Origin of the sequence: Pseudoalteromonas sp. PA2MD11 (assembly GCF_017808125.1) — a bacterium.
Taxonomy (GTDB): Bacteria; Pseudomonadota; Gammaproteobacteria; order Enterobacterales; family Alteromonadaceae; genus Pseudoalteromonas; species Pseudoalteromonas simplex.
The window spans coordinates 472,534-492,518 of sequence record NZ_JADKNF010000001.1; the positions used below are offsets into that span (position 1 = coordinate 472,534).

Genomic DNA, 19,985 nt, shown 5'->3' on the forward strand with positions numbered 1-19,985 from the left:
GTTATGCGCGCACTGGTTTTATGTTGTTTAGTTTTCGTTATTCAAGGCTGTAAGAATCTGCCAGTGGATCAGGCAGTGCAAGTGGGTGCTAGGCCTTACTATTTAATCGACAAGATGACTGATGGACCTTTAAAGCAGCAACTTGCGACATGCGGTAATGGCCCTTTCTATAAAACTGATTTTGTAATTGGTCATCGCGGCGCCCCCATGCAGTTTCCTGAGCATAGCAAAGAGTCATATTTAGCCGCTGCAAGAATGGGCGCTGGCGTACTTGAATGTGACGTTGCTTTTACTAAAGACAAACAACTCGTGTGTCGCCATTCACAGTGTGATTTACACACCACTACCAACATTTTAGCGATTCCTGATCTGGCTGCAAAATGCAGCCAACCTTTTACCCCAGCCAAAGACGGCCAACCAGCTCAGGCTAAATGCTGTACCAGCGATATCACCCAGGCTGAGTTTTTAACCTTAAAGGCTAAAATGGATGGCGCCAACCCAAACGCCAAAACCGTCGCAGAATATATGCAAGGTACACCAAGCTGGCGCACTGATTTATACACAAACAGTGGCACTGTTATGACCCACCAGCAAAGCATTGAGTTATTCAAATCACTAGGTGTAAAAATGACACCCGAGCTAAAAAGCCCAGAAGTTAGCATGCCATTTAACGGTTTTAGCCAGCAAGATTATGCGCAAAAAATGCTTGATGAGTACCGAGCTTTAGGTGTGAATAGCGATGATGTGTATCCGCAATCATTTAATCTTGAAGATGTGAAGTATTGGCTAAACAATCACCCTGAATTTGCAAACAACAGTATTTATCTTGATGGCCGAGATGGGCAAGCTGACTTTGATGCTATGGATGAAACAACTTGGCAGCCATCAATGCTGGCTCTGTATAACGAGGGAGTACGCATTATCGCACCACCAATGTGGATGCTTTTAAGCCTTGATGAGTCAGGTAAAATCGTGCCATCGCTTTATGCAATCAAAGCTAAACAAGCAGGGCTGAACATCATTACTTGGAGTTTAGAGCGCTCTGGTCCATTAAATAATGGTGGTGGCTATTATTACCAGTCGATTGCCCGTGTAATTAAACAAGATGGGCAAATGATGAATGTGATAGACGTCCTTGCTAAGCAAGTGGGTGTGATGGCTATTTTCTCTGACTGGCCTGCTACCCTTACCTATTACGCAAGCTGTATGCAGTATCCTGCCTCAGAGAGTTAACTGAGCATCAATAAATTTCAAGGGCTTTTACTCGTCCAAAAGGTGGGGCTGAGGTATTATTAGCTAAACCGTTTTTTACAAGGATAAACATGATTATTCAGCACCACAGCCACGACATAGCGACCAACACTGGCGTAATGCGCACCAGTATTTATCGCCCTGTAGAAGAAGGTAAATACCCGTGTATTATCTTCTATTCTGAGATTTTCCAAGAAACAGCACCAATTGCACGCTCTGCGGCAATACTTGCTGGTCATGGTTTTGTCGTGTTAGTGCCAGAAGTTTTTCATGAGTTAAATCCTATTGGGACAGTACTTGCCTATGATGATGCTGGTAAAGACAAAGGCAATGCCGACAAATGGGCAAAACCGCTTGAGAGCCATGACTCAGATACTGACGCCTTAATTGCATTTGCACGCCAGCAAGATTACAGCACAGGAAATGTAGGTGCTATGGGCGTATGTATTGGTGGTCACCTTGCATACCGTGCTGCATTAAACCCAAGTATCAAAGCCGCTTTTTGTTTATACGCGACAGATATACACAGCGATACTTTACCAGCACAAGCAAGTAATAACTCTTTTGAGCGCATGGCAGATATCAAAGGTGAGATCCACTTTGTTTGGGGTAAACAAGACCCACATGTACCAAAAGAAGGCCGCCTTAAAATTTACCAACAAGCGGTGGCAACAGGCATTAATTACCAGTGGCAAGAAGTGAACGCCCAACATGCGTTTATGCGCGACGAAGGCGACCGATACGATCCAGCCCTTGCCATCAGCATGTATCAACAAGCCGTTGCTTTATTTAATCGCACGCTTGTTTAAATCGTCATAGTGGCTACTTGATTAGTAAAATAATCCTTCAAGTAATCGAGTAAAACCCGCATTTTTTTACTTCCCGCCGCCCCTGGCGGGAATACGCCATAAAGTTCAATATCAGCAGTTTTGTAATCATCTAAGATTGTGCGTAACAATCCTGCTTTGATCCTTGGCAATGCGTCATAAACTGGGATTTTCGCTAAGCCATGCCCAGCTTCTACAAAGGCAGTTCGTGCAGCAGCGTTATTGGTACTTATGCCACCACTAACTGCCACCTCAAAGCGGCGTTTCTCTTTTTCGAGCGTGACAACAGCACTACTTGGTTGATACACCACCCATGTATGCTCTGCTAAATCAGCAATGCTCTTTGGTATAGGGTATTTTGTAAAGTAATCGACTGAACCGCATAAGCAAGTCGCCATACTTGCAAGTTTAGTGGCTTGTAAGTTTGAGCTTTCAAGGGCCACGCCTCTAATCGCTAAGTCGTAGCCTTCTTTGATGATATCAACCACATCATCACTAAGCTGTAAATCAATATCAATTTTCGGATACAAACGCTTAAACTGAGCAAGTGCCGGTACCACAAGTTGCAAGCCTACATTCACCGGGCAACTCAATTTAATAACCCCAACCGGTTCACTCTTTAAGTTTTCAAGGTGTAAGTTAGCAGCCTCAGCGTGCTCGGTGATAGCCTGACAACGTTCATAATAAGCCATACCTGCTTCGGTGAGGGTCATGGTACGCGTTGAGCGGTTAAGTAACGTCAGCTTTAATTGCTGTTCTAATTTCTTTAAATGATAACTAACAACAGCCCTTGATAAACCAAGTTGTTGAGCCGCTTTAGTTAAGCTGCCTTGCTGCACAATGTGGGCAAACACCACCATACTTTTTAGCTGCTCAAACGATACTTTCATACAAACTCCTAATCTAACCTGAATTATTGTATCAATTATTAAACCAATGAAGTCAAATTTATCAGCGTTGTTTAATTCAATTCTCACCCCTATAGTTTTATCAACGATGTTTAATTCACAAAAAGGGATTCACTATGTCAGCTAAGAAAATTTTAATGGTACTTACTTCACACGATGAACTTGGCGATACAGGTCATAAAACGGGTTTTTGGGTTGAAGAATTTGCGGCGCCCTACTACGCCTTTATTGATGCTGGTGCAGAGGTAACTTTAGCCTCTGTTAAAGGTGGCCAACCTCCGGTTGATCCAAACAGTGCAGCCCCTGATGCAGCAACCGATGCCACAAAACGTTTTGAGCAAGACAGTGCGGCAAAAACTTTAATGGCTAACACTAAACCTCTGGCTGAAGTTAAAGCCGATGATTTTGATGCGGTATTTTACCCTGGTGGCCATGGTCCGTTATGGGACTTAGTTGATAACCAAGATTCAATTAGCTTGATAGAGCAATTTCTTAACTCAGAGAAACCAGTGGGTGCAGTATGTCACGCCAGTGCAGTATTACTGAATGCGAAAAATGCAGCTGGTAAATCTGTGGTGTTTGATAAAAAAGTAACTGGCTTTAGTAATTCAGAAGAAGATGCCGTAAAACTTACCAATGTTGTGCCATTACTTGTTGAAGATGAGTTAATCAAACAAGGAGGTCAGTATCAAAAAACCGATGATTGGGGCGAGCTTACGATTGAAGATGGCCTACTAATCACCGGGCAAAACCCTGCAAGCTCAGAGCTTGCTGCGAAAAAACTACTGACCAAATTAGGTTAAACAAGGTCAACATGCCCTAAACATTTAGTAAACACCTTGCATATCAAGGTGTTTACCTTCACTTTTAATAAGTTATACTCATTCGGTCACATTGATTTAAGAGCTTCTCATCATGACTGAAAAAAAAGCTGTCAAAATTCCTCCTATCAGTAGTAAGCGATTCGCAATTTTCGGCATTATGCTGGTGTGCTTGGTACTGCAAATAATTAATACCCTACCCGGCATAAACTTAAATGGTTTAGGTATTTTGCCAAGGCAAATGTCTGGTTTATCAGGGGTGTTTTTTGCGCCATTTTTACATGGTGGCTGGGCACACCTTTTTAGTAACCTAGTGCCATTTACTATTCTCGGCTGGCTAGTTTGCCAATTTAGCGTTAAACGCTTTTGGCTGGTGTTTGCAGGCACTGCGCTCATTGGTGGATTACTAGTATGGCTATTTGGCCGCAGCAATATTCATGTAGGACTAAGTGGTGTTATCTACGGTTTATGGGGCTATTTAATTAGCTACGGCATTATGCACCGCTCATTCAAAGCCATTTTAATCAGTATTGCGGTTGTTGTGTTATACAGCGGCCTGATTTGGGGTGTCTTCCCGCAGCGCGTTCATATTTCATTCGAAAGCCATTTATTCGGCGCAATCAGCGGCGCATTCATCGGCTATATTATGGCAAAGCGTGATAAACAAAAGAGCCCTAAGCTTTAAACTGACAGCTGAAAGCTGAAAGCTGAAAGCTATAAGTTAGTCTCTTAATTTCATTGTCACCATCACAACGCCATGGTCGGTACTTTGATCATCATAGGCAAACTGTGGGTTGATCAAGTGCTGATCATAGGTGTGATAATCAACTACCTCAAAAAAGCTGCTCTGAAACCCGGCATCAAACTCACGGGATAACAAAATATAATCAAATACTGAGCTGCTACTGCCAAAATAGTGGGTCGCTTCTCTATCGCCTTCTGTTACAACATGGCGCTGATAGAGTTGCCAACTATCTTGTAGTTTAAAATCTGAACGAGATGGGCTATTTTGGCTATGACCGCTAAAACGAAGGTGGTCAGCGATTAAATGGTTAAGCACACCATCGTGTAACTCATTATTAAAGTCCCCCATCACAATCACAGGGTTATTGGTGTGCGCTCTGCGCTTAATAATTTCAACGAGTAACAGCGCTGCTTCACTGCCACGCTGCATACTTGATGCCCAGCGCCCCAGGGCTTGCGATTTTAACTGCATCACTAAGTTTTGCTGTTCGCTGTGGCTTTCATCATCTTGGTGATGGAACATGCTGCGCTTTGATTTAAAGTGCACTACATAGCAATCGACGTGTCCTAAGTGAGGTACTTCAAGTGTCGCGCGAATAATACTACGGCTAAAGTTAAAATTATCGCTCAAGCCCATCGCTAAAATATCATCTTGCTCTGCCTCAACCTGACTTACAGCAACAACTTTATAGCGTGAGGCAATGGCCACAACCGGATCGCGATAAATAAAGTCATCAATCACCGTTGGCTCATCAACCACTGCAAAATAAGGGTACCCCTCTGAGTTAACTTGTTGTTTTAGTTCATTGATACTGAACACTTCTTGAAAGCCAATAATATCTGGCTGCTGATTTTTAAGGTAATCGGCCAACCAGCGCTGCTTTTTGGCCCACTGCTCAGCGCTATAAATGCGCTGAAAATCATAAAATGCGTCAGGTGGCGCTAAATAATTATATAAATTAAACGTTGCTACCTTTAATTGACTGTTTTTTATCACTTAACTCCTTATTCGTGTAACCACTCAGTGGCAATGATCGGGTCTTCAAAGTATTTCACTTCGCCACTGATAAACCAGTTACCCACTTTGCTTGCCACTTGTTGCCAGTGTTTGTTACCAACTACTGCTATACGGCAAAACTCTTTGTTGTGTTTAAGGCCTAGCTTAAAATCATCCCACGCGGCTTGTAACTCCCAGCCTTCTAACTCAGTAATATCAACATAGGCTCTTATTTTTGCACTCGGAACTGCCGCTACAGCATTATCGATTAGAGGGGTAAGAGTTTTGTAATCGTCGTGGGTAAGCTTTCCGACTACTTTAATTGTGAAATAAAAAGTCGTGCCAGTTCGCTCAAGGCCAATGGCTAAACCATGCTTTTTCATGTCATCCTCCTTGTTATTCATAATTAATAACTGTACTTCCCTTGCTCTATCTGATCAACTAGGATGGTAGTCTCGTAATGACATTCATTAAAGCACAATTTAGGAGTTTCAATGAGTAATACCGACAGTTATACGCCACCTAAAGTGTGGCAATGGGATGCAGAAAACGGTGGTGAATGGGCGAAGACTAATCGTCCGGTCTCAGGTGCAACCCACGAGCAAGACTTGCCCGTTGGTAAACATGACCTACAACTCTACTCGCTTGCGACACCAAACGGCCAAAAAGTCACTATCATGCTCGAAGAGCTATTAGAGCTTGGTATTGATGAAGCCGACTACGATGCATTTTTAATTAAAATTGGCGATGGTGACCAATTTTCTTCAGGGTTTGTCAGTGTTAACCCTAATTCAAAAATCCCAGCCTTAATGGATCACAGTACCACACCCGTTACTCGCGTGTTCGAGTCAGGTGCAATTTTACAATACCTGGCAGAAAAGTTTGATGCGCTGATCCCAAGCGATCACGCCAGTAAAACAGAATGTCGTAATTGGCTGTTTTGGCAAATGGGCTCTGCCCCCTACTTAGGCGGAGGCTTCGGTCACTTTTATAGTTATGCACCATTTAAAATGCAGTACCCAATTGATCGCTTCACCATGGAAGTAAAACGCCAGCTAGACGTATTAAACCGTCATTTAAGCGACCATGACTATATGGCTGGTAGCGAATATTCAATTGCCGATATCGCTATTTGGCCTTGGTATGGCAGCTTGGTACTTGGCAATTTATACGATGCGGCAGAGTTCTTAGATGTTGAGTCATACAGCCATGTGATGCGCTGGGCAAAACAAATTGAGCGCCGCCCTGCTGTAAAACGAGGTCGTAGAGTCAATAGAACTTGGGGTGATGAAGATGAGCAATTAGCAGAGCGCCACTCTAAGGAAGATTTTTAAGGGCTTAACGGCCCTTTTTCATAAAAATAAACAGTATGAAAAAGCTCAGTAAAGAAGATATCTATCAACGTCTTAGCAATACCGAAGATGCCCGTGCCTGTAAAGCGATTGATGAAGCTGCTTGTAAAGTGGTACCCGGCAATTTTATTACTTTATTAGTGAGCCAACTATTTAGTAAGTTTGCAGATGCCCTGCTAAACCCTAAAGTGACTCTGCCTTGGCTACTGCAAAGCATTAATGTACCAAGTAGTTTTATTGCTTGGCTTGTGCCTATTCGTGAGTCAGGCTCAATGTTGCCACAACTGGCCATCGCCAGTGCTATTCGTAGGCTCCCAGTTAGAAAGTGGGTTTGGGTGATTGGCGCCATAGTGCAAGCTTTGTGTATTGTAGGCATGCTTATTTGTGCTTTAACACTTCAAGGTGCAACAGCAGGTTTTGCTATCATCGCGATTTTGATTATCTTTAGCCTTGCTCGTGGCTTTAATTCCATTGCTGCAAAAGATGTATTAGGCAAGGTCATACCTAAACAACAACGAGGCAGTATTAGCGGTCTTGCTGCGAGTTTTGCCGGATTTGCAACGCTCACCTTTGGTCTTGGTTTATGGTATCTACAAAGTCTTGGCTATGAAAATGGGGTGTATGTTGCTTTAATGCTAGCCGCTTTAATGTGGCTGTTTGCAGCGCTCAGCTATAGTCGCATTCAAGAATACAAGGGCGCAACCGAGGGCGCTGAAAACGGCTTTTTGCATGCTTTGTCAAAATTAAAACTGCTTTACCAAGATAAACAATTTGCTCACTTTATTATCACTCGTGCGTTGTTGCTATGTTCTGCTTTGAGCGCCCCGTTTTATATCGTTCTTGCTAGTGAACAGGCTTTCGACTTTTCACTACTTGCTACGTTTATGGCGCTTTCTGGGCTTGCCAGCTTAGTCTCTGCGCCTATCTGGGGTCGACTAAGTGACTTATCGAGCCGCAAGGTATTAGTGTTTGCTGCAATGCTCGTCACCCTCAACGGTTTCGCCGTTTATTTAGTTGCTTATCTGAGCCCACAAACGCTCAATGAGTTTTGGCTATTACCACTCTGTTATTTTTTACTCACCGTAGCTCATCAAGGGGTTCGCCTTGGTCGTAAAACCTACCTTGTTGATATGGCTGAAGGAAACAAGCGCACTGACTATGTCTCTGTTAGTAATACGGTGATCGGAGTTATATTATTACTGCTAGGTAGCGTCGGCTTACTAAATACCTACTTAACGACTGCTGAGTTAATTTTTTTCTACAGTATCTTAGGCTTACTTGGTGCAATTAGTGCGTGGTTTTTACCCGATGCCTAGACCCTCGGGTAAAAAAAGCGCATAATCGCGCTGATTTTATTTCCAAAAAGGACTTACTATGAAAAAGGCAGCGCTTGCACTTTTTACCCTACTTACACTTTCTGCTTGTAGCACCAGTGTGCCTATTCGTAACTTTGACGCAAACCCTGTACCGCAAATGGCGTCTGGCCAACATGACCTTGAAAGTATCAAAACCAATATTTTAAAAGCATGTATGAAACTAGGCTGGACGTGTCGTTCAAATGCCGAAGGTCAAATTTTAGGTAAACTTGATATTCGTAAACACCAATTACGCGTTGATATAACGTTTAACGAGCAAGAATACTCTATTGATTACAAAGATTCGATCAACCTTGATTACAATGGCAAAAAAATCCACCGCCAATATATCAATTGGGTTACCAACTTAATGCGCAATATTGATGCTGAATTAGCTTATAAATAAAATTGACGCAGAATCAGGTATTAAAAAAGGCGACCTAGGTCGCCTTTTCTCTACTAGTTTTTTAAGTTCTTATCGAAGAACTCTAAAAACGCTTTCAATGTTTTAATTCTATATGGCTGATGCGATAAGTAGTGATCGCCATCCTCAAGCTCAATGTAAGTAACATCTTTGCCTTCGTCTTCGAGTTCATCATCCATTTCACGGCTATGATAAACAGGCACCACGTTATCATCTGAGCCATGAACTAATAGCACCGGGCGATTGATTTGCTTCGCAAAATTAACAGGCGACACCTTTTCTAGTTTATCGCTATCAGTACCAAATTGCTTACGCACAATTTCTTTATTAGTGAAATGTCGCGCCTTACTAACAATACGCTCAAGGTCAGTAACACCGGCAAAGCTTGCTGCACATTTGAATGTTTCTGGGTGCTTAACCACCGCCATTAATGCGGCATAACCACCATAACTTGCCCCACCAATACAGATTTTATCTTCATTAGCGATACCTTCCTTAACAAGCCAATTAGCCGCATCTTGCAAGTCATCTTGCATTTCTTTACCAAAACCTTGAACTGCAGCCATCTCAAATTCATGGCCATAGCCACTAGAACCACGGAAGTTTGGTTGCAGTACTGCATAACCATTATAAGCAAGTAACGCAGTCCAATAGTCAAAACCAGCGTAATCACGAGCCATTGGCCCGCCATGCGGGAACACAATTGTTGGTAATTTATCACCTTCTTTGTAGCCCACAGGTAAAGTTAAATATCCTTCAATAGTTAAGCCATCACGGGCTTTATAACTGATTCTCTTCTTACCGCTGTAAACAGTTTCATCAACATCTGGAAATGCCGAGGCAAATGCAGTTAACTCGTTAGAATCTCGGTCACCCAGCATATAGGTACCAGGGATTTGATCACCTGAAACGTAAACCACGTATTGACGCTGTTCTTTACTGGTATCAATAATATCAATATCAAACATATCTGCCGGCAATACAGCGCGTAAGCCAGTATAAAGCTTATCTAAGTCTTCATCCCAGTAACGGATCCCCTCAGCTAATTGAGAGTGGGTAAACCCTGCTACTTCACCGGTAAGCGATGAATAAAAAATGTGACCGTCGAAGTCATAGTTATCATCGCTAAACACTAGTTCTTTTTTTAATGTTGTTAGGTCCATTTTGTAAAGCGCGTCATAGCCGTTCTTTAGTGCCTTAAAGTAGATGATATTAGGGTCTTTATCAAAACCTAAAATAGACACAAAATCTGGACTAAATGCCTTATACTTGAATAACGTTTTACGTTTATCTCTATCTTCATCGTAAAGAATATATTCAAACTCATCTTTATCCATTTTAAGTGCAATACGCACATTGCCTTGACGATCAGCTATCCAATCAGTGACTTTACTACGTGATCGCTGCACTTTCTTTTTACGAAGCGTGTTTAAATTTAACTCATATACACCGGGTGAATTAGCAACATCAAAGTCACCCTGTATTAAGATTTTATCTTTTTGATCCGGTAAAAAACTGATCACTTGATCCGCAAACTGAGGTTGGCGTTCATTACGATTAAAGTTAGGCTTTATAGCTAGTTTTGTCTTACCATCACCATTAATATGGTACGCATATAAACGCGTAGATGTATATTTAGGACCGCCAAATTGGCGTTGAATGTAGCGTGCACCTAAAAGCAGTACCTCATCATTTGCCCATTCATACCAATCGAAGAAGATAGTGTGATTATCTGAACGAATAATAGAATCAGCTTCTTTAGTTTTTCGGTTATAAACCATTAAAACCAACTCACCATTCACATTTCGAATAAACGATATATATTCACCACTAGGAGAAAATTTTACTTGGCTAAAAGCCCGTAAAGAGGCAAATGATTCTACAGGGAGTTGCGTGTTTTCAGCAGCACGGGGCATTAAGCTCAGCACTGCAAAAAATGTAAGCAGTAAGTACTTCATAGTAAAGTCCATTTTTTTATTGTTCCGACAATATTAACATTAAATTACAAAAAAAGACTAACTCAAAAAAACTTAGGCATATCTTTCATTCGCTTAAAACGAACATAACACTCGATTAATAGCATTATTAATTTATTTTTTGCTAATTATAATTTCTGCACAACTTCAGTTTTCTTAGGTGACATGATGAAAAAAGTACTTGTGTTAAATTCATCTTTAAATGGTGAACAAGGTAATTCAACCAAACTTAGCCAACAATTTGTTGAGCAGCTTGCTAACAACCAGCAAATTTCAGTAACAACTCGCGATTTAAGCGACAATGCGATTTCTCACTTAACGCAGACAGAAATGGCTGCTTGGATGACTGATGCAAACGAGCGTAGCGATGAGCAAAAAGCACTTGCTGCAATTTCTGACGATTTAATTGCTGAACTTAACGATAACGACCTGATTGTTATTGGTATGCCAATGTACAACTTTGGTATTCCATCAACATTTAAAGCTTGGATTGATCGCATCGCTCGTGCTGGTATTACGTTTAAATACACTGAGCAAGGCCCAGTAGGTTTAATTACAGACAAAAAAGTAGTGGTACTTGCTGCACGTGGTGGTTTGTATCAAGGCACTGACATGGATACACAAACTAAATACTTAAAAGATGTACTTGGTTTTGTGGGTATGACTGACGTTGATTTTATTTATGCCGAAGGTCTTGCGATGCCGGGGGCAGAGCAAAGCTTAGAAGCAGCACAAAACGAAATAAAGGCTTTTACCGCGTCACTTTAATAAGTGACTAATAAAGCTAGATATAAAAAAGCGGTCATCATGACCGCTTTGTGATTTACGCTGTGACAGATAACAGCGATTCACCTTCAGATAAACCAAACTTTTCTTGCACAGAGGCTAGAATCGCTTCTTTATCTTCTTCTCCCAGTTGATCAGAATATTGCGCTAACAACTCATCTAAATAACTGACAACTTCTTCAGTATCAACCTGCTCAAGTGAGTTACCACTAGGCGGAGGTGGTGGCGGACCAGGAGGACGCTCACCTTCAGGACGACCTAATTCACCGACTTCAGCGGCATCAAAGCCTGCTTCAGCCATAATTGCTTCCATTTCTTGACCCGGTTGAATACCCGCATCTTTAAATGTTTGCATAATAGATTGTGCATCTTCTGCAGTTAAGTTTTCAGGATCAAACTGAGCTAAAGTTTCATTCATTAACTCTGTCTGTTCACTAGTTAACGGCTCTGCTTGCGGTCGTTGCATGGGCTGAAAATTCGCACCCGATGAAACACTGTTGATCATCGTTGATTTTCCTTACGTTTTGGTGGTTTATGGTTGTTGAACTCGTCTTCAGTTACTTCACCATTTTGATCAGCATCCATGTCATTAAAAATGGTTTGCAGCATATCTTCTGGCATAGGCTGCTCACTAAACTCAGTAAAATCAATCACCCCATTGCCATCAATATCAATCGTCGTAAAATCAGGTCGCTGGGGTGGACCGCCTTGATGGTCGCGAGCAAAGCAAGCGGGCGCTGTGGCTAACAACGAAATAGCTAAAACAGAAAGTGCAGATAAATGCTTCATAGCGAACCTCTTATGTCATTCAATTGACCATAAGCATAATCTGAATATCATTCAAAAGTGTGTGGGCAATATGCTACAAATGTGGAAACTTTGTGGATCGTTGTAGCTTTTAATCGAAGTTGTAACTTGCTACGTATAAGCACCAAAGCACTTTTTCAACTCCACGTTTATGGCAGGCTCAAAAAAACAAAAAGTAAATCTTGTTTGGTTCAAACGTGACCTAAGACTGTCTGATCATCAACCACTTGCCAGTGCGATTGCATCAGACCTGCCTTGCTTACTCATTTATAATTTTGAGCCCCTATTACTCGACGATCCCCATTACAGCTTAAGGCACTGGCGTTTTGTTGCTCAGTCACTTAAAGACATCAACCAACAACTTGAAAAATACAACGCTGAAATCGCCATTTATAATCAAGAAATGATTACCTTGTTAGAAACCCTTAGTGAAGATTTTGATATTGCAGGGGTTTATAGTCATCAAGAAATAGGCCTAAACAATACCTTTGAGCGAGACTGGTTGGTGAAGAGTTGGCTAAACAACAAAGCGATTCCATGGTATGAAACACCACTTGGGGGTGTAAAACGAGCGCGGCCAAAACAGTTTGATTGGCAAGCACATTGGCATGGCGTGATGAACCAACGTCTTGTAACGCCAAATTGGCAAGCATTTAATGCAGTACTGCCCAATAGTTACCAAGCAGCGACCTGTGTTGATGATTTTCTAAAGCACGACCCGCAGTTTCAATATGGTGGTCCTCATGCAGCTAGAGCTTGCCTACAGAGCTTTGTAGAAGAGCGTGCAAAAAACTACCAAAGTGGCATCTCGAGTCCTTCCAAAAGTAGAGATTCATGCTCTAGGCTTTCGCCTTACTTAGCCTTTGGCAACTTGAGCCTCAGACAAGTTTATCAAACTCTAAAATACTATTTAGCAAAGCAGCCTTTAAGCTGGCGTCGCTCATTACATGCTTTCGAGTCAAGGCTTCACTGGCACTGCCATTTTATGCAAAAATTCGAAACTCAATGCAGCATGGAGTTTGCACCGCAAAATGCGGGCTACAAGCACTACCCTTATCGTGATGATGAACATGTTGCTGAGCACCTAAAGCGCTTTGAGCAAGGTCAAACAGGTATTCCTATTATTGATGCGTGCATGCGCTGCCTAGCAGCAACGGGTTACATTAATTTTCGAATGCGCGCTATGCTAGTCAGCTTTATGACTCATCATATGAACATTCATTGGCAATCTGTTAGTTTAATTTTATCGCGTTATTTTTTAGATTTTGAGCCGGGTATTCACTACCCACAAATCCAAATGCAAGCATCGGTCACAGGAACTAACACCATTCGTTTGTATAACCCAATAAAGCAATCTGAAGACAAAGACCCAGAGGGTATATTTATAAAAACATGGTGCCCTGAGCTTAAAAACTTACCCATAGAAGATCTCCACCAGCCATGGCAACAACCGCCAATGGAGGCCTTATTTAATAACTTTAAACTCGGCGAAGACTACCCTGAGCCTATGGTCGATATAGAGCAGGCAGCCAAACAAGCACGTGAGCGATTATGGTCATTTCGAGAACGTGATGATGTAAAGCGTGGCACAAAAGCCGTACTGCATAAGCATGTGATAAGCCTTAAAAGACAACGACATGGCTCATAAAAAGCTGAATTTACCCAGCAAAACCTGCCCCGTTTGCGACAGGCCATTTATGTGGCGTAAAAAATGGCAACGTGATTGGCAGCATGTTAAATACTGCTCAGAACGTTGCAAGCGTGAGGCAAAAAGAAATATTGGCGTTTAAGTTGCACTTATATCGTGAACTCACCGTTTTCGGCACAAAACCCTGAAAGCCTTTCACGGTCGTCGAAAAAATTTACAAAGGAGATGACGATGACAATTAAAAAATCTGCACATACGAGTTGGTCTGGTGATATTAAATCTGGCAAAGGCTATATTTCTAGTCAAAGTGGCGCGCTTGAGAAACAGCCATTTGGCTTTAACACTCGCTTTGAAGATAAGCCAGGTACTAACCCTGAAGAACTGGTTGCAGCGGCACACAGTAGCTGTTTTAGCATGGCGCTATCGCTGGCACTAACTGAAGCAGGCTTTGTCGCTGACGACATAACGACCAAAGCAACAGTGAGCCTTGATGAGGTTGATGACGGCTTCGAAGTGAGCCACATTGCACTTGATGTCAGCGCAAAGATAAAAGAAATCTCACTCGAAAAGTTTGAGCAACTTTGTGAGCAAACCAAGCAAGGCTGCCCTATTTCTAAACTGATGAATGCCGAAATATCACTCACCACAACGCTTAATTAATCTCTGTAGGCCAAGCACTGCTTGGCCTTTTCACAAACTAACAGACCCACAACACTTTATTACATTCTTTTTACCGCCTCGTTGTATTATCTTTATAAAGCAAAACCAAATACAACAAGGATATGTATGATTAAAAAATTAGCCCCGATCGCTCTTGCAACACTTGCTTATTCAAACTGCTCAATCGCCACAGAACAACAAGTAAGTAAACAATGGTTCAACAGTATCGACTACACGCACATAGAGAACCACAGATATAGTTTTAATGCTTACCACTTAGTGAGTCATTACTACTTTGAGGAGCAGCAGAGCTCTGGGGTACTTGATGATTATGGCTACCTAGATACAGATTCAAACATCCGAGTGAATTACTTTAATAGCGATTACACTGATTATCTTGGCTTGTTTGGTGAAGGATTTTATAAAAACTGGTTTGTTACTGGTGAAATTTACGATGTTGATGATACTGATGACTATACCTTAGGACTTGGCTATTTATTTGCCAATGCCTTAAAAGTCTCTGTAAATAGGGATGTGCGTGAATATGGTGATGATTATTTCCGCTTGAAAGCGCAGTATAACCTCCAAATCAACGATAAGGATTACCTTGGTTTTAGTGCAGAAACAGATGATGAACTCGACGTTTGGAATGTCTCTGCCAGATACTTTAATCATTTAAGCGGTAGCCATTACATTACCGTCGATGTTGGCCATCAAGACAGCCTTTATGATTCAGCAAGCAATGCCATGATCAGCTACTACTTCGGCGATCACTATGCCATAGGTGCAGGGTTGGATGATTCTGAACTCGTTTTACAAGGTAAGTACTTTATTAATGATAAATACTATTTAACCGCGAATTACACTGAAAGCGGCTCTGCTGAACTTTATAACCTTAAGTTTGTTGCCCAATTCTAAAAAGGAATGAGTCACCAGTTTTAAACAAAAACGCCGCTATAAAGCGGCGTTTTCAGTTTATAGAATTACATATTACCTAGCTTCATCATCATTGCAGTGTACATTTTTAAGTTCAGTGCTAACTGCTCTTCAGTAATAAACTCATGCTCTGAGTGGCCTGTGTACTTTTTACCTGGCATTGATGGACCAAATGACACCGCATTATCAAACAGCTTAGCATTTGTGCCACCACCAATTGACACAAAGCCCGCGTCCTTATCGCCGGTAAAGTGCTTAAAGATATCGAGTAATGCTTCTGCATGAGGCGCACCATCTAACAGCATTGGCGTACCAATAATAACTTTAGTGTCTTTTAACGTAGCACCATTAGTGGTTTGCCAAGCACTAAGCGCTTCATTAATTTGCTGCTTAAGCACCGCTTCTTGTTTACCTACCGGACGACGCATATTAATCGACAGTTTAATGTCGTTACCGTCGCGGCTTAATAAGGTAGGCGAAACAGTCATCGGGCCCATAAAGTCATGCTTGTAACCAATTTCACCGAATTGCGCGCCGTATAAATCAAGGCCAATTAGCTGATTGATAAACTCAATGGCTTGACCATCACTATTGTTTTCAAGATCAATACCTTTAAAGATTTCTGCAAGATGCGCGATGGCATTTTCACCCGCTTCTGGCTCAGAAGAATGCGCTGAAATCCCCTTCACTTGTACTAACAAGCCATTTGTTTGCTCAGTCATCGCCACTTTGACGTTTTTAAGCTGAGCAACATTGTCGTGTAATTTAGCCACTGTCGCCGCATCAGCGTTATGCACTAACACGCTGGCATCTTCAGGGATTTGGCTAACAAAGGCGCCGCCTTTTAAATCACTGACATATAAGCCTGTTTGTGCTGAGGTCGCAGAGAAAGTCGGCGCAATTAGGCTCCAGCCTTTTTCTGCAACAACCACAGGGTATGAAGCATCAATAGTGACAGCATATTTTGGTTGCTGATAGGTTTTCATGAACTCTTCGAGTGGTGCCCAGTCAGACTCTTCTGCAAGGTAAACCATTAATTCAATACGGTTATTTAAGGTAATACCCTTGTCTTTAATCGCCTTCATTGCATGCAGTGCAGTCGAAATTGCGCCTTTATCATCTTCTGTACCACGTGCAATTAGCTTTCCTGGCTCAGAGGTTTTATCCATTTTAAAAGGACTTTGCTGCCATTTACTGGCGTCTGCTGGTTGCACATCACCATGGGTTACTATGGTTACTTTTTCAGCTTGGTTACCCATGCCAATTAACACTGTGTAGCCTAAATCTTGATAATCAAAACCAAACTGCGCCGCTTTCATTTTTAAGAACGACTTAAAGCCAATGAAATCTGGGTTATCTGGAGTCGCTAGACCTTCTTTATTTACCGTTGGATACGAAACTAAATTCTCTAAGGTATGAATTTGCGCTTGTTGATATTGCTCTACCGCGTAGTTAGCCAGCTTTTCACTTTGCTCAGACACAGCTGCCTGACTAGAGAAAGCACTTAATAAAAATGCAGCAAGTAATGAATGTTTCAAGATAAGCTCCAGAGTTTAAGAAGGTTTTTAGAAAGTCGCCTTGATTGTAACGCTTATAACGCCGACATAACATCTCTAATTCAAGCAAAATAGATCGCTTAAAAATACCAACAAGGTACAATAGCCACTCACCCTATTAATTCGTTTGTTAGACTCATGAACCGCAGAAAAAAGATCTTCACTAAACTTAAGCAAAAAGATAAGCGTGCCAATGCAAAATTGCATAAAAGCAATAAACCGGCCTACATCTCAAAGGCAGAACGCGAAAAATTAGCACAGCAAGAAGCTGAGCAGGAAAATTAAAATACCTAGCGGTAAGCGGTGAGCGCGATTTTATATCGCGCAACACGTAAAAGAAATTTCACGCCGTCATCAAAGACATGTATCTGCACAAAGAAGATAAGAGGCGCTACGCTTTAGAGAAAACAACAAGTAATCTATTGTTTTTCCTCATTACCTTCTCATTCTTTTCTCTTTGTGCAATTTGTTTTATCGCGAAATAAATTTCACGCCTACGTCAAAGACATTTATTTGCACAAAGAGAATATGAGGCGCTGCGCTTTAGAGGAAAACAACAAGTAATCCAGTGTTTTACCTCATTACCTTCTCATTCTTTTCTCTTTGTGCAATTTGTTTTAACGCGAAATAAATTTCACGCCTACGGCAGCTTATTTCACATTTGTATCGGACACGTGCTCTGACTCGCTAACTTTACTCTCGTAACTAGAAACTCTGGTTTTAATCTGAAAGCTGATAGCTTTCTCTAAAACCTATAACTCACACTGGCATTATAATAGCGGCCCTGTCCGGCAAGTTGCTCAAAGCCATTGCTCATATCTTGCTTGTAATTCGCAATACTTACACCACCAAGTGGCTGTTGGTAGTATTCATCTAGTAAGTTGGTAATTGCTAACTTAAAGGTTAAATTTTGCCACGTTTTCTGGCTTGAGATAGCCAGTAACTGATAACTGTCGGTTTGGTTTTCTAAGCGGCGCTCATCAACATGGGTTTTACTATCAACCCATTGCCAGCTCAGTGCGTTTTGCCAGCCTTTGTATTCGTGCTCTAGGCTCAGCTCAGTGTGTAGTGGCATAATTTGATATAAGTCTTCATTGCTATCATCACGCTCACCATGAGTACTGGTTAGTGAGCCTTTTAATTGCCATTTTCCTGCTTGCTTTGAGTTGTAAAGCTCTACCAAGCCCGCCAGTTTTGCACCGTAAAGAGTGGCATCTAGGTTCGTAAAGGTAAGAATATTACGCTTGGTATGCACCATGTCAGTGCGATTAAAGCTCTTAGTCACTTCAGCATCAATATAATCATTTACTTGCGTGTACCAAACATTTGCCGTTACTTGCCAGCTATCGTCTTTGGCAAGTTTGGTGTAGCTAGAACTCAATGTGTGGGCTGTTTCGGCTTCTAAATCTGGGTTACCAATATAACCATTACCATCACCAAACCAACCAATCATGGTGGTTGCCATCGTACCTACACCCCAGCTATAACGCTCATATAAATTAGGGGCGCGGTTTTTACGAGCTAAACCAAATTGTAGCTCATCGTTGTTCGATAATTGATAGCGAGCAAGTAAACTAATATCAACTAAGGTGTCGTCACGTTTACGGTCTAATTGGTTAAATTCCATCGCAGCTTGGGCGTCGGTTTTTGACATATCCATCATTGAACCCATATTAGCCATACCGCTCATGCCACCTTCGTTATAAGCCTGCACTTCGCCAGTATCTGTGCTGACTTGCTCAACTCGAACACCTGCCGACAGCCACCATGCTTGGTTTACTTGGTTTTGGTACTCCGCAAATGCCGCAAGACGGTCACGTTTGCCATCGTTAATGTTTACGTATTCATTTGGGCCCATCATCATTGACCCTGTAACCGCTGGCCACCAATCATCAATTCGATAACCGTAATATTCTTGCCCTAGCATTAGTGATGACTGTTTTGATAAGTCAGTGCGCCAATGAACTTGGTAACTGTAATCTTGTGCATCGGTATTCATCGGCATCATGCCGGTTTTCTCATTACTGAAAAAACCCATTTCGTGTTTTACATCATGCGCATTCACTTGCACCTGCAAATCACCATTTTCAAGCTCACGTTGATAATGAGCAACGAAACCATAACTGGTGTTATCGGTCATATCCATGTATTGATTTGCAAAGCCTTGGTAAGGAATTTTTTGATGGGTCAGCTTAACGACAAGCTGTTGTTTCTCATCACGAATAGAGCCTGTTAAAGCATGATTTTGCACTCGATATAAGGTATCAAGTACACGCTCACCATGCCCATCATCATAGCTGTTAGCATCTTCAAAGCTGCCTTGGTAAGACAAGCTAAACTGTTTGCTCGCAAGGCTGGCACCTAGCGCGTATGCTTGGCTATCGTTAACGCTTTTGTACTGGGCGGTAACATAGCCTGCGCGCCAGTTCACTGAGTCTGAATCACTAAATTCAGGGGCAATCGTATTTACCCTAATAACACCGGCAATATTATCCCCGCCACTGCTTACCGGTGATACACCAGCAACGACACTGTAAGAGGCAATTTGGTTTGCCGACACATAAGAGAGTGGCGGGTTCATTTGGTTAGCACACGCTGCTGTAACATCAGCCCCATCAACTAAAACTTTAACTCTATCGCCCATCATGCCGTTCATCACCGGCAAGTTAGACACCCCTCCGGCCGCTGAAAAATCAACACCTAAATCTTTCAGTAACGCGTCTGCAGAGCCAACTAATTGATGGTTATTTTGGGCATGACCTTGTACTTCTATCACTTCAATAGAATCATCAGCAAAGGCTGAAATACTAAATACACAGCTGAGTGCTGCAGCGATTTTAGAAAATAAAAAACCAGGGCGAGAAAATTGCGTGTTCATAACTCTTTTAAAATCAAAGCAAATAATTAATGACGCCGATTATAAAACTCATTAATTAG

At 41.9% G+C, this 19,985-nt stretch carries 21 protein-coding genes; 13 read left to right on the forward strand and 8 right to left on the reverse strand.

All coding sequences use genetic code 11. The annotated features are described in order from the left end of the window. The first annotated feature begins 3 nt into the window (after window positions 1–3). Both ISP07_RS02030 and ISP07_RS02035 read left to right on the forward strand, forming a co-directional pair. Window positions 4–1,233, forward strand: coding sequence for a glycerophosphodiester phosphodiesterase family protein (locus tag ISP07_RS02030; protein ID WP_209326616.1), 1,230 nt, complete (start codon window positions 4–6; stop codon window positions 1,231–1,233). 89 nt (window positions 1,234–1,322) lie between these two features. Then, the gene (locus tag ISP07_RS02035; protein ID WP_209326617.1) at window positions 1,323–2,060 is read left to right on the forward strand and encodes a dienelactone hydrolase family protein; all 738 of its coding nucleotides are present in this window, start codon (window positions 1,323–1,325) and stop codon (window positions 2,058–2,060) included. Here the strand turns inward: ISP07_RS02035 and ISP07_RS02040 are convergent. Further along, entirely contained in the window at window positions 2,057–2,968 is a 912-nt protein-coding gene (locus tag ISP07_RS02040; RefSeq protein ID WP_209326618.1) for a LysR family transcriptional regulator, read from the reverse strand. The two genes, ISP07_RS02035 and ISP07_RS02040, sit on opposite strands and share 4 nt — an antisense overlap. Before the next feature lie 134 nt (window positions 2,969–3,102). Here ISP07_RS02040 and ISP07_RS02045 point away from each other — a divergent pair, with 134 nt between their 5' ends. Both ISP07_RS02045 and ISP07_RS02050 read left to right on the forward strand, forming a co-directional pair. Next, on the forward strand, window positions 3,103–3,789 hold the full coding sequence (locus ISP07_RS02045) for a type 1 glutamine amidotransferase domain-containing protein (protein WP_209326619.1): 687 nt from the start codon (window positions 3,103–3,105) through the stop codon (window positions 3,787–3,789). Between the two features lie 112 nt (window positions 3,790–3,901). Further along, the gene (locus ISP07_RS02050) at window positions 3,902–4,492 is read left to right on the forward strand and encodes a rhomboid family intramembrane serine protease (RefSeq protein ID WP_209326620.1); all 591 of its coding nucleotides are present in this window, start codon (window positions 3,902–3,904) and stop codon (window positions 4,490–4,492) included. Between the two features lie 36 nt (window positions 4,493–4,528). On the opposite strand, the gene ISP07_RS02055 is transcribed toward ISP07_RS02050, so the two are convergent. Then, the gene (locus tag ISP07_RS02055; RefSeq protein ID WP_209326621.1) at window positions 4,529–5,548 is read right to left on the reverse strand and encodes an endonuclease/exonuclease/phosphatase family protein; all 1,020 of its coding nucleotides are present in this window, start codon (window positions 5,546–5,548) and stop codon (window positions 4,529–4,531) included. An 8-nt stretch (window positions 5,549–5,556) separates the two neighbouring features. Next, window positions 5,557–5,931 carry an STAS/SEC14 domain-containing protein gene (locus ISP07_RS02060; RefSeq protein WP_209326622.1) on the reverse strand — a complete coding sequence of 125 codons (375 nt, stop codon included), beginning with the start codon at window positions 5,929–5,931 and terminating at the stop codon, window positions 5,557–5,559. 111 nt (window positions 5,932–6,042) lie between these two features. On the opposite strand from ISP07_RS02060, the gene yghU reads away from it, so the two are divergent. The 3 genes from yghU to ISP07_RS02075 are packed head-to-tail and all read left to right on the forward strand — an operon-like array spanning window position 6,043 to window position 8,661. Further along, window positions 6,043–6,882, forward strand: a complete 840-nt coding sequence (gene yghU / locus ISP07_RS02065) for a glutathione-dependent disulfide-bond oxidoreductase (protein WP_209326623.1) — start codon at window positions 6,043–6,045, stop codon at window positions 6,880–6,882. A 35-nt stretch (window positions 6,883–6,917) separates the two neighbouring features. Continuing rightward, the gene (locus ISP07_RS02070) at window positions 6,918–8,216 is read left to right on the forward strand and encodes an MFS transporter (RefSeq protein ID WP_054551807.1); all 1,299 of its coding nucleotides are present in this window, start codon (window positions 6,918–6,920) and stop codon (window positions 8,214–8,216) included. 58 nt (window positions 8,217–8,274) lie between these two features. Then, complete coding sequence (locus ISP07_RS02075) at window positions 8,275–8,661, forward strand: hypothetical protein (RefSeq protein WP_054551808.1); 387 nt, start codon at window positions 8,275–8,277, stop codon at window positions 8,659–8,661. A 53-nt stretch (window positions 8,662–8,714) separates the two neighbouring features. On the opposite strand, the gene ISP07_RS02080 is transcribed toward ISP07_RS02075, so the two are convergent. Continuing rightward, entirely contained in the window at window positions 8,715–10,637 is a 1,923-nt protein-coding gene (locus ISP07_RS02080; RefSeq protein ID WP_209326624.1) for an alpha/beta hydrolase family protein, read from the reverse strand. Between the two features lie 186 nt (window positions 10,638–10,823). Between ISP07_RS02080 and ISP07_RS02085 the strand changes: the two genes are divergently transcribed. Beyond that, on the forward strand, window positions 10,824–11,423 hold the full coding sequence (locus ISP07_RS02085) for an FMN-dependent NADH-azoreductase (RefSeq protein WP_209326625.1): 600 nt from the start codon (window positions 10,824–10,826) through the stop codon (window positions 11,421–11,423). Between the two features lie 55 nt (window positions 11,424–11,478). On the opposite strand, the gene ISP07_RS02090 is transcribed toward ISP07_RS02085, so the two are convergent. Continuing rightward, window positions 11,479–11,946 carry a hypothetical protein gene (locus ISP07_RS02090; RefSeq protein ID WP_138601393.1) on the reverse strand — a complete coding sequence of 156 codons (468 nt, stop codon included), beginning with the start codon at window positions 11,944–11,946 and terminating at the stop codon, window positions 11,479–11,481. After that, window positions 11,943–12,230, reverse strand: a complete 288-nt coding sequence (locus ISP07_RS02095) for an EF-hand domain-containing protein (protein ID WP_209326626.1) — start codon at window positions 12,228–12,230, stop codon at window positions 11,943–11,945. The genes ISP07_RS02090 and ISP07_RS02095 overlap by 4 nt, the downstream gene beginning before the upstream one ends. A 169-nt stretch (window positions 12,231–12,399) precedes the next feature. On the opposite strand from ISP07_RS02095, the gene ISP07_RS02100 reads away from it, so the two are divergent. From ISP07_RS02100 to ISP07_RS02115, 4 genes are all read left to right on the forward strand, one after another. Further along, a complete protein-coding gene (locus ISP07_RS02100; protein ID WP_209326627.1) occupies window positions 12,400–13,896 on the forward strand; it encodes a cryptochrome/deoxyribodipyrimidine photo-lyase family protein in 1,497 nt (498 codons plus the stop codon). Then, entirely contained in the window at window positions 13,886–14,038 is a 153-nt protein-coding gene (locus ISP07_RS02105) for a DUF2256 domain-containing protein (protein WP_082389187.1), read from the forward strand. The genes ISP07_RS02100 and ISP07_RS02105 overlap by 11 nt, the downstream gene beginning before the upstream one ends. A gap of 89 nt (window positions 14,039–14,127) precedes the next feature. Next, complete coding sequence (locus tag ISP07_RS02110; protein WP_054551814.1) at window positions 14,128–14,556, forward strand: OsmC family protein; 429 nt, start codon at window positions 14,128–14,130, stop codon at window positions 14,554–14,556. A gap of 126 nt (window positions 14,557–14,682) precedes the next feature. Then, complete coding sequence (locus ISP07_RS02115) at window positions 14,683–15,474, forward strand: putative porin (RefSeq protein WP_209326628.1); 792 nt, start codon at window positions 14,683–14,685, stop codon at window positions 15,472–15,474. A gap of 65 nt (window positions 15,475–15,539) precedes the next feature. On the opposite strand, the gene ISP07_RS02120 is transcribed toward ISP07_RS02115, so the two are convergent. Continuing rightward, window positions 15,540–17,030 (reverse strand): dipeptidase, encoded by a 1,491-nt coding sequence (locus tag ISP07_RS02120; protein WP_209326629.1) that lies wholly within the window; start codon window positions 17,028–17,030, stop codon window positions 15,540–15,542. A gap of 156 nt (window positions 17,031–17,186) precedes the next feature. Between ISP07_RS02120 and ISP07_RS02125 the strand changes: the two genes are divergently transcribed. Next, the gene (locus tag ISP07_RS02125) at window positions 17,187–17,333 is read left to right on the forward strand and encodes a DUF2986 domain-containing protein (protein ID WP_082389188.1); all 147 of its coding nucleotides are present in this window, start codon (window positions 17,187–17,189) and stop codon (window positions 17,331–17,333) included. A gap of 460 nt (window positions 17,334–17,793) precedes the next feature. Here the strand turns inward: ISP07_RS02125 and ISP07_RS02130 are convergent, their stop codons facing one another. Next, window positions 17,794–19,926, reverse strand: a complete 2,133-nt coding sequence (locus tag ISP07_RS02130; RefSeq protein WP_209326630.1) for a TonB-dependent receptor — start codon at window positions 19,924–19,926, stop codon at window positions 17,794–17,796. Window positions 19,927–19,985 lie beyond the last annotated feature (59 nt).

Coding starts and splice junctions, on each gene's coding strand:
- ISP07_RS02030 (WP_209326616.1), top strand. CDS start 4: ATGCGCGCACTGGTTTTATGTTGTTTAGTTTTCGTTATTCAAGGCTGT.
- ISP07_RS02035 (WP_209326617.1), top strand. CDS start 1,323: ATGATTATTCAGCACCACAGCCACGACATAGCGACCAACACTGGCGTA.
- ISP07_RS02040 (WP_209326618.1), bottom strand. CDS start 2,968: ATGAAAGTATCGTTTGAGCAGCTAAAAAGTATGGTGGTGTTTGCCCAC.
- ISP07_RS02045 (WP_209326619.1), top strand. CDS start 3,103: ATGTCAGCTAAGAAAATTTTAATGGTACTTACTTCACACGATGAACTT.
- ISP07_RS02050 (WP_209326620.1), top strand. CDS start 3,902: ATGACTGAAAAAAAAGCTGTCAAAATTCCTCCTATCAGTAGTAAGCGA.
- ISP07_RS02060 (WP_209326622.1), bottom strand. CDS start 5,931: ATGAAAAAGCATGGTTTAGCCATTGGCCTTGAGCGAACTGGCACGACT.
- yghU (WP_209326623.1), top strand. CDS start 6,043: ATGAGTAATACCGACAGTTATACGCCACCTAAAGTGTGGCAATGGGAT.
- ISP07_RS02070 (WP_054551807.1), top strand. CDS start 6,918: ATGAAAAAGCTCAGTAAAGAAGATATCTATCAACGTCTTAGCAATACC.
- ISP07_RS02075 (WP_054551808.1), top strand. CDS start 8,275: ATGAAAAAGGCAGCGCTTGCACTTTTTACCCTACTTACACTTTCTGCT.
- ISP07_RS02080 (WP_209326624.1), bottom strand. CDS start 10,637: ATGAAGTACTTACTGCTTACATTTTTTGCAGTGCTGAGCTTAATGCCC.
- ISP07_RS02085 (WP_209326625.1), top strand. CDS start 10,824: ATGAAAAAAGTACTTGTGTTAAATTCATCTTTAAATGGTGAACAAGGT.
- ISP07_RS02090 (WP_138601393.1), bottom strand. CDS start 11,946: ATGATCAACAGTGTTTCATCGGGTGCGAATTTTCAGCCCATGCAACGA.
- ISP07_RS02095 (WP_209326626.1), bottom strand. CDS start 12,230: ATGAAGCATTTATCTGCACTTTCTGTTTTAGCTATTTCGTTGTTAGCC.
- ISP07_RS02100 (WP_209326627.1), top strand. CDS start 12,400: ATGGCAGGCTCAAAAAAACAAAAAGTAAATCTTGTTTGGTTCAAACGT.
- ISP07_RS02105 (WP_082389187.1), top strand. CDS start 13,886: ATGGCTCATAAAAAGCTGAATTTACCCAGCAAAACCTGCCCCGTTTGC.
- ISP07_RS02110 (WP_054551814.1), top strand. CDS start 14,128: ATGACAATTAAAAAATCTGCACATACGAGTTGGTCTGGTGATATTAAA.
- ISP07_RS02115 (WP_209326628.1), top strand. CDS start 14,683: ATGATTAAAAAATTAGCCCCGATCGCTCTTGCAACACTTGCTTATTCA.
- ISP07_RS02125 (WP_082389188.1), top strand. CDS start 17,187: ATGAACCGCAGAAAAAAGATCTTCACTAAACTTAAGCAAAAAGATAAG.
- ISP07_RS02130 (WP_209326630.1), bottom strand. CDS start 19,926: ATGAACACGCAATTTTCTCGCCCTGGTTTTTTATTTTCTAAAATCGCT.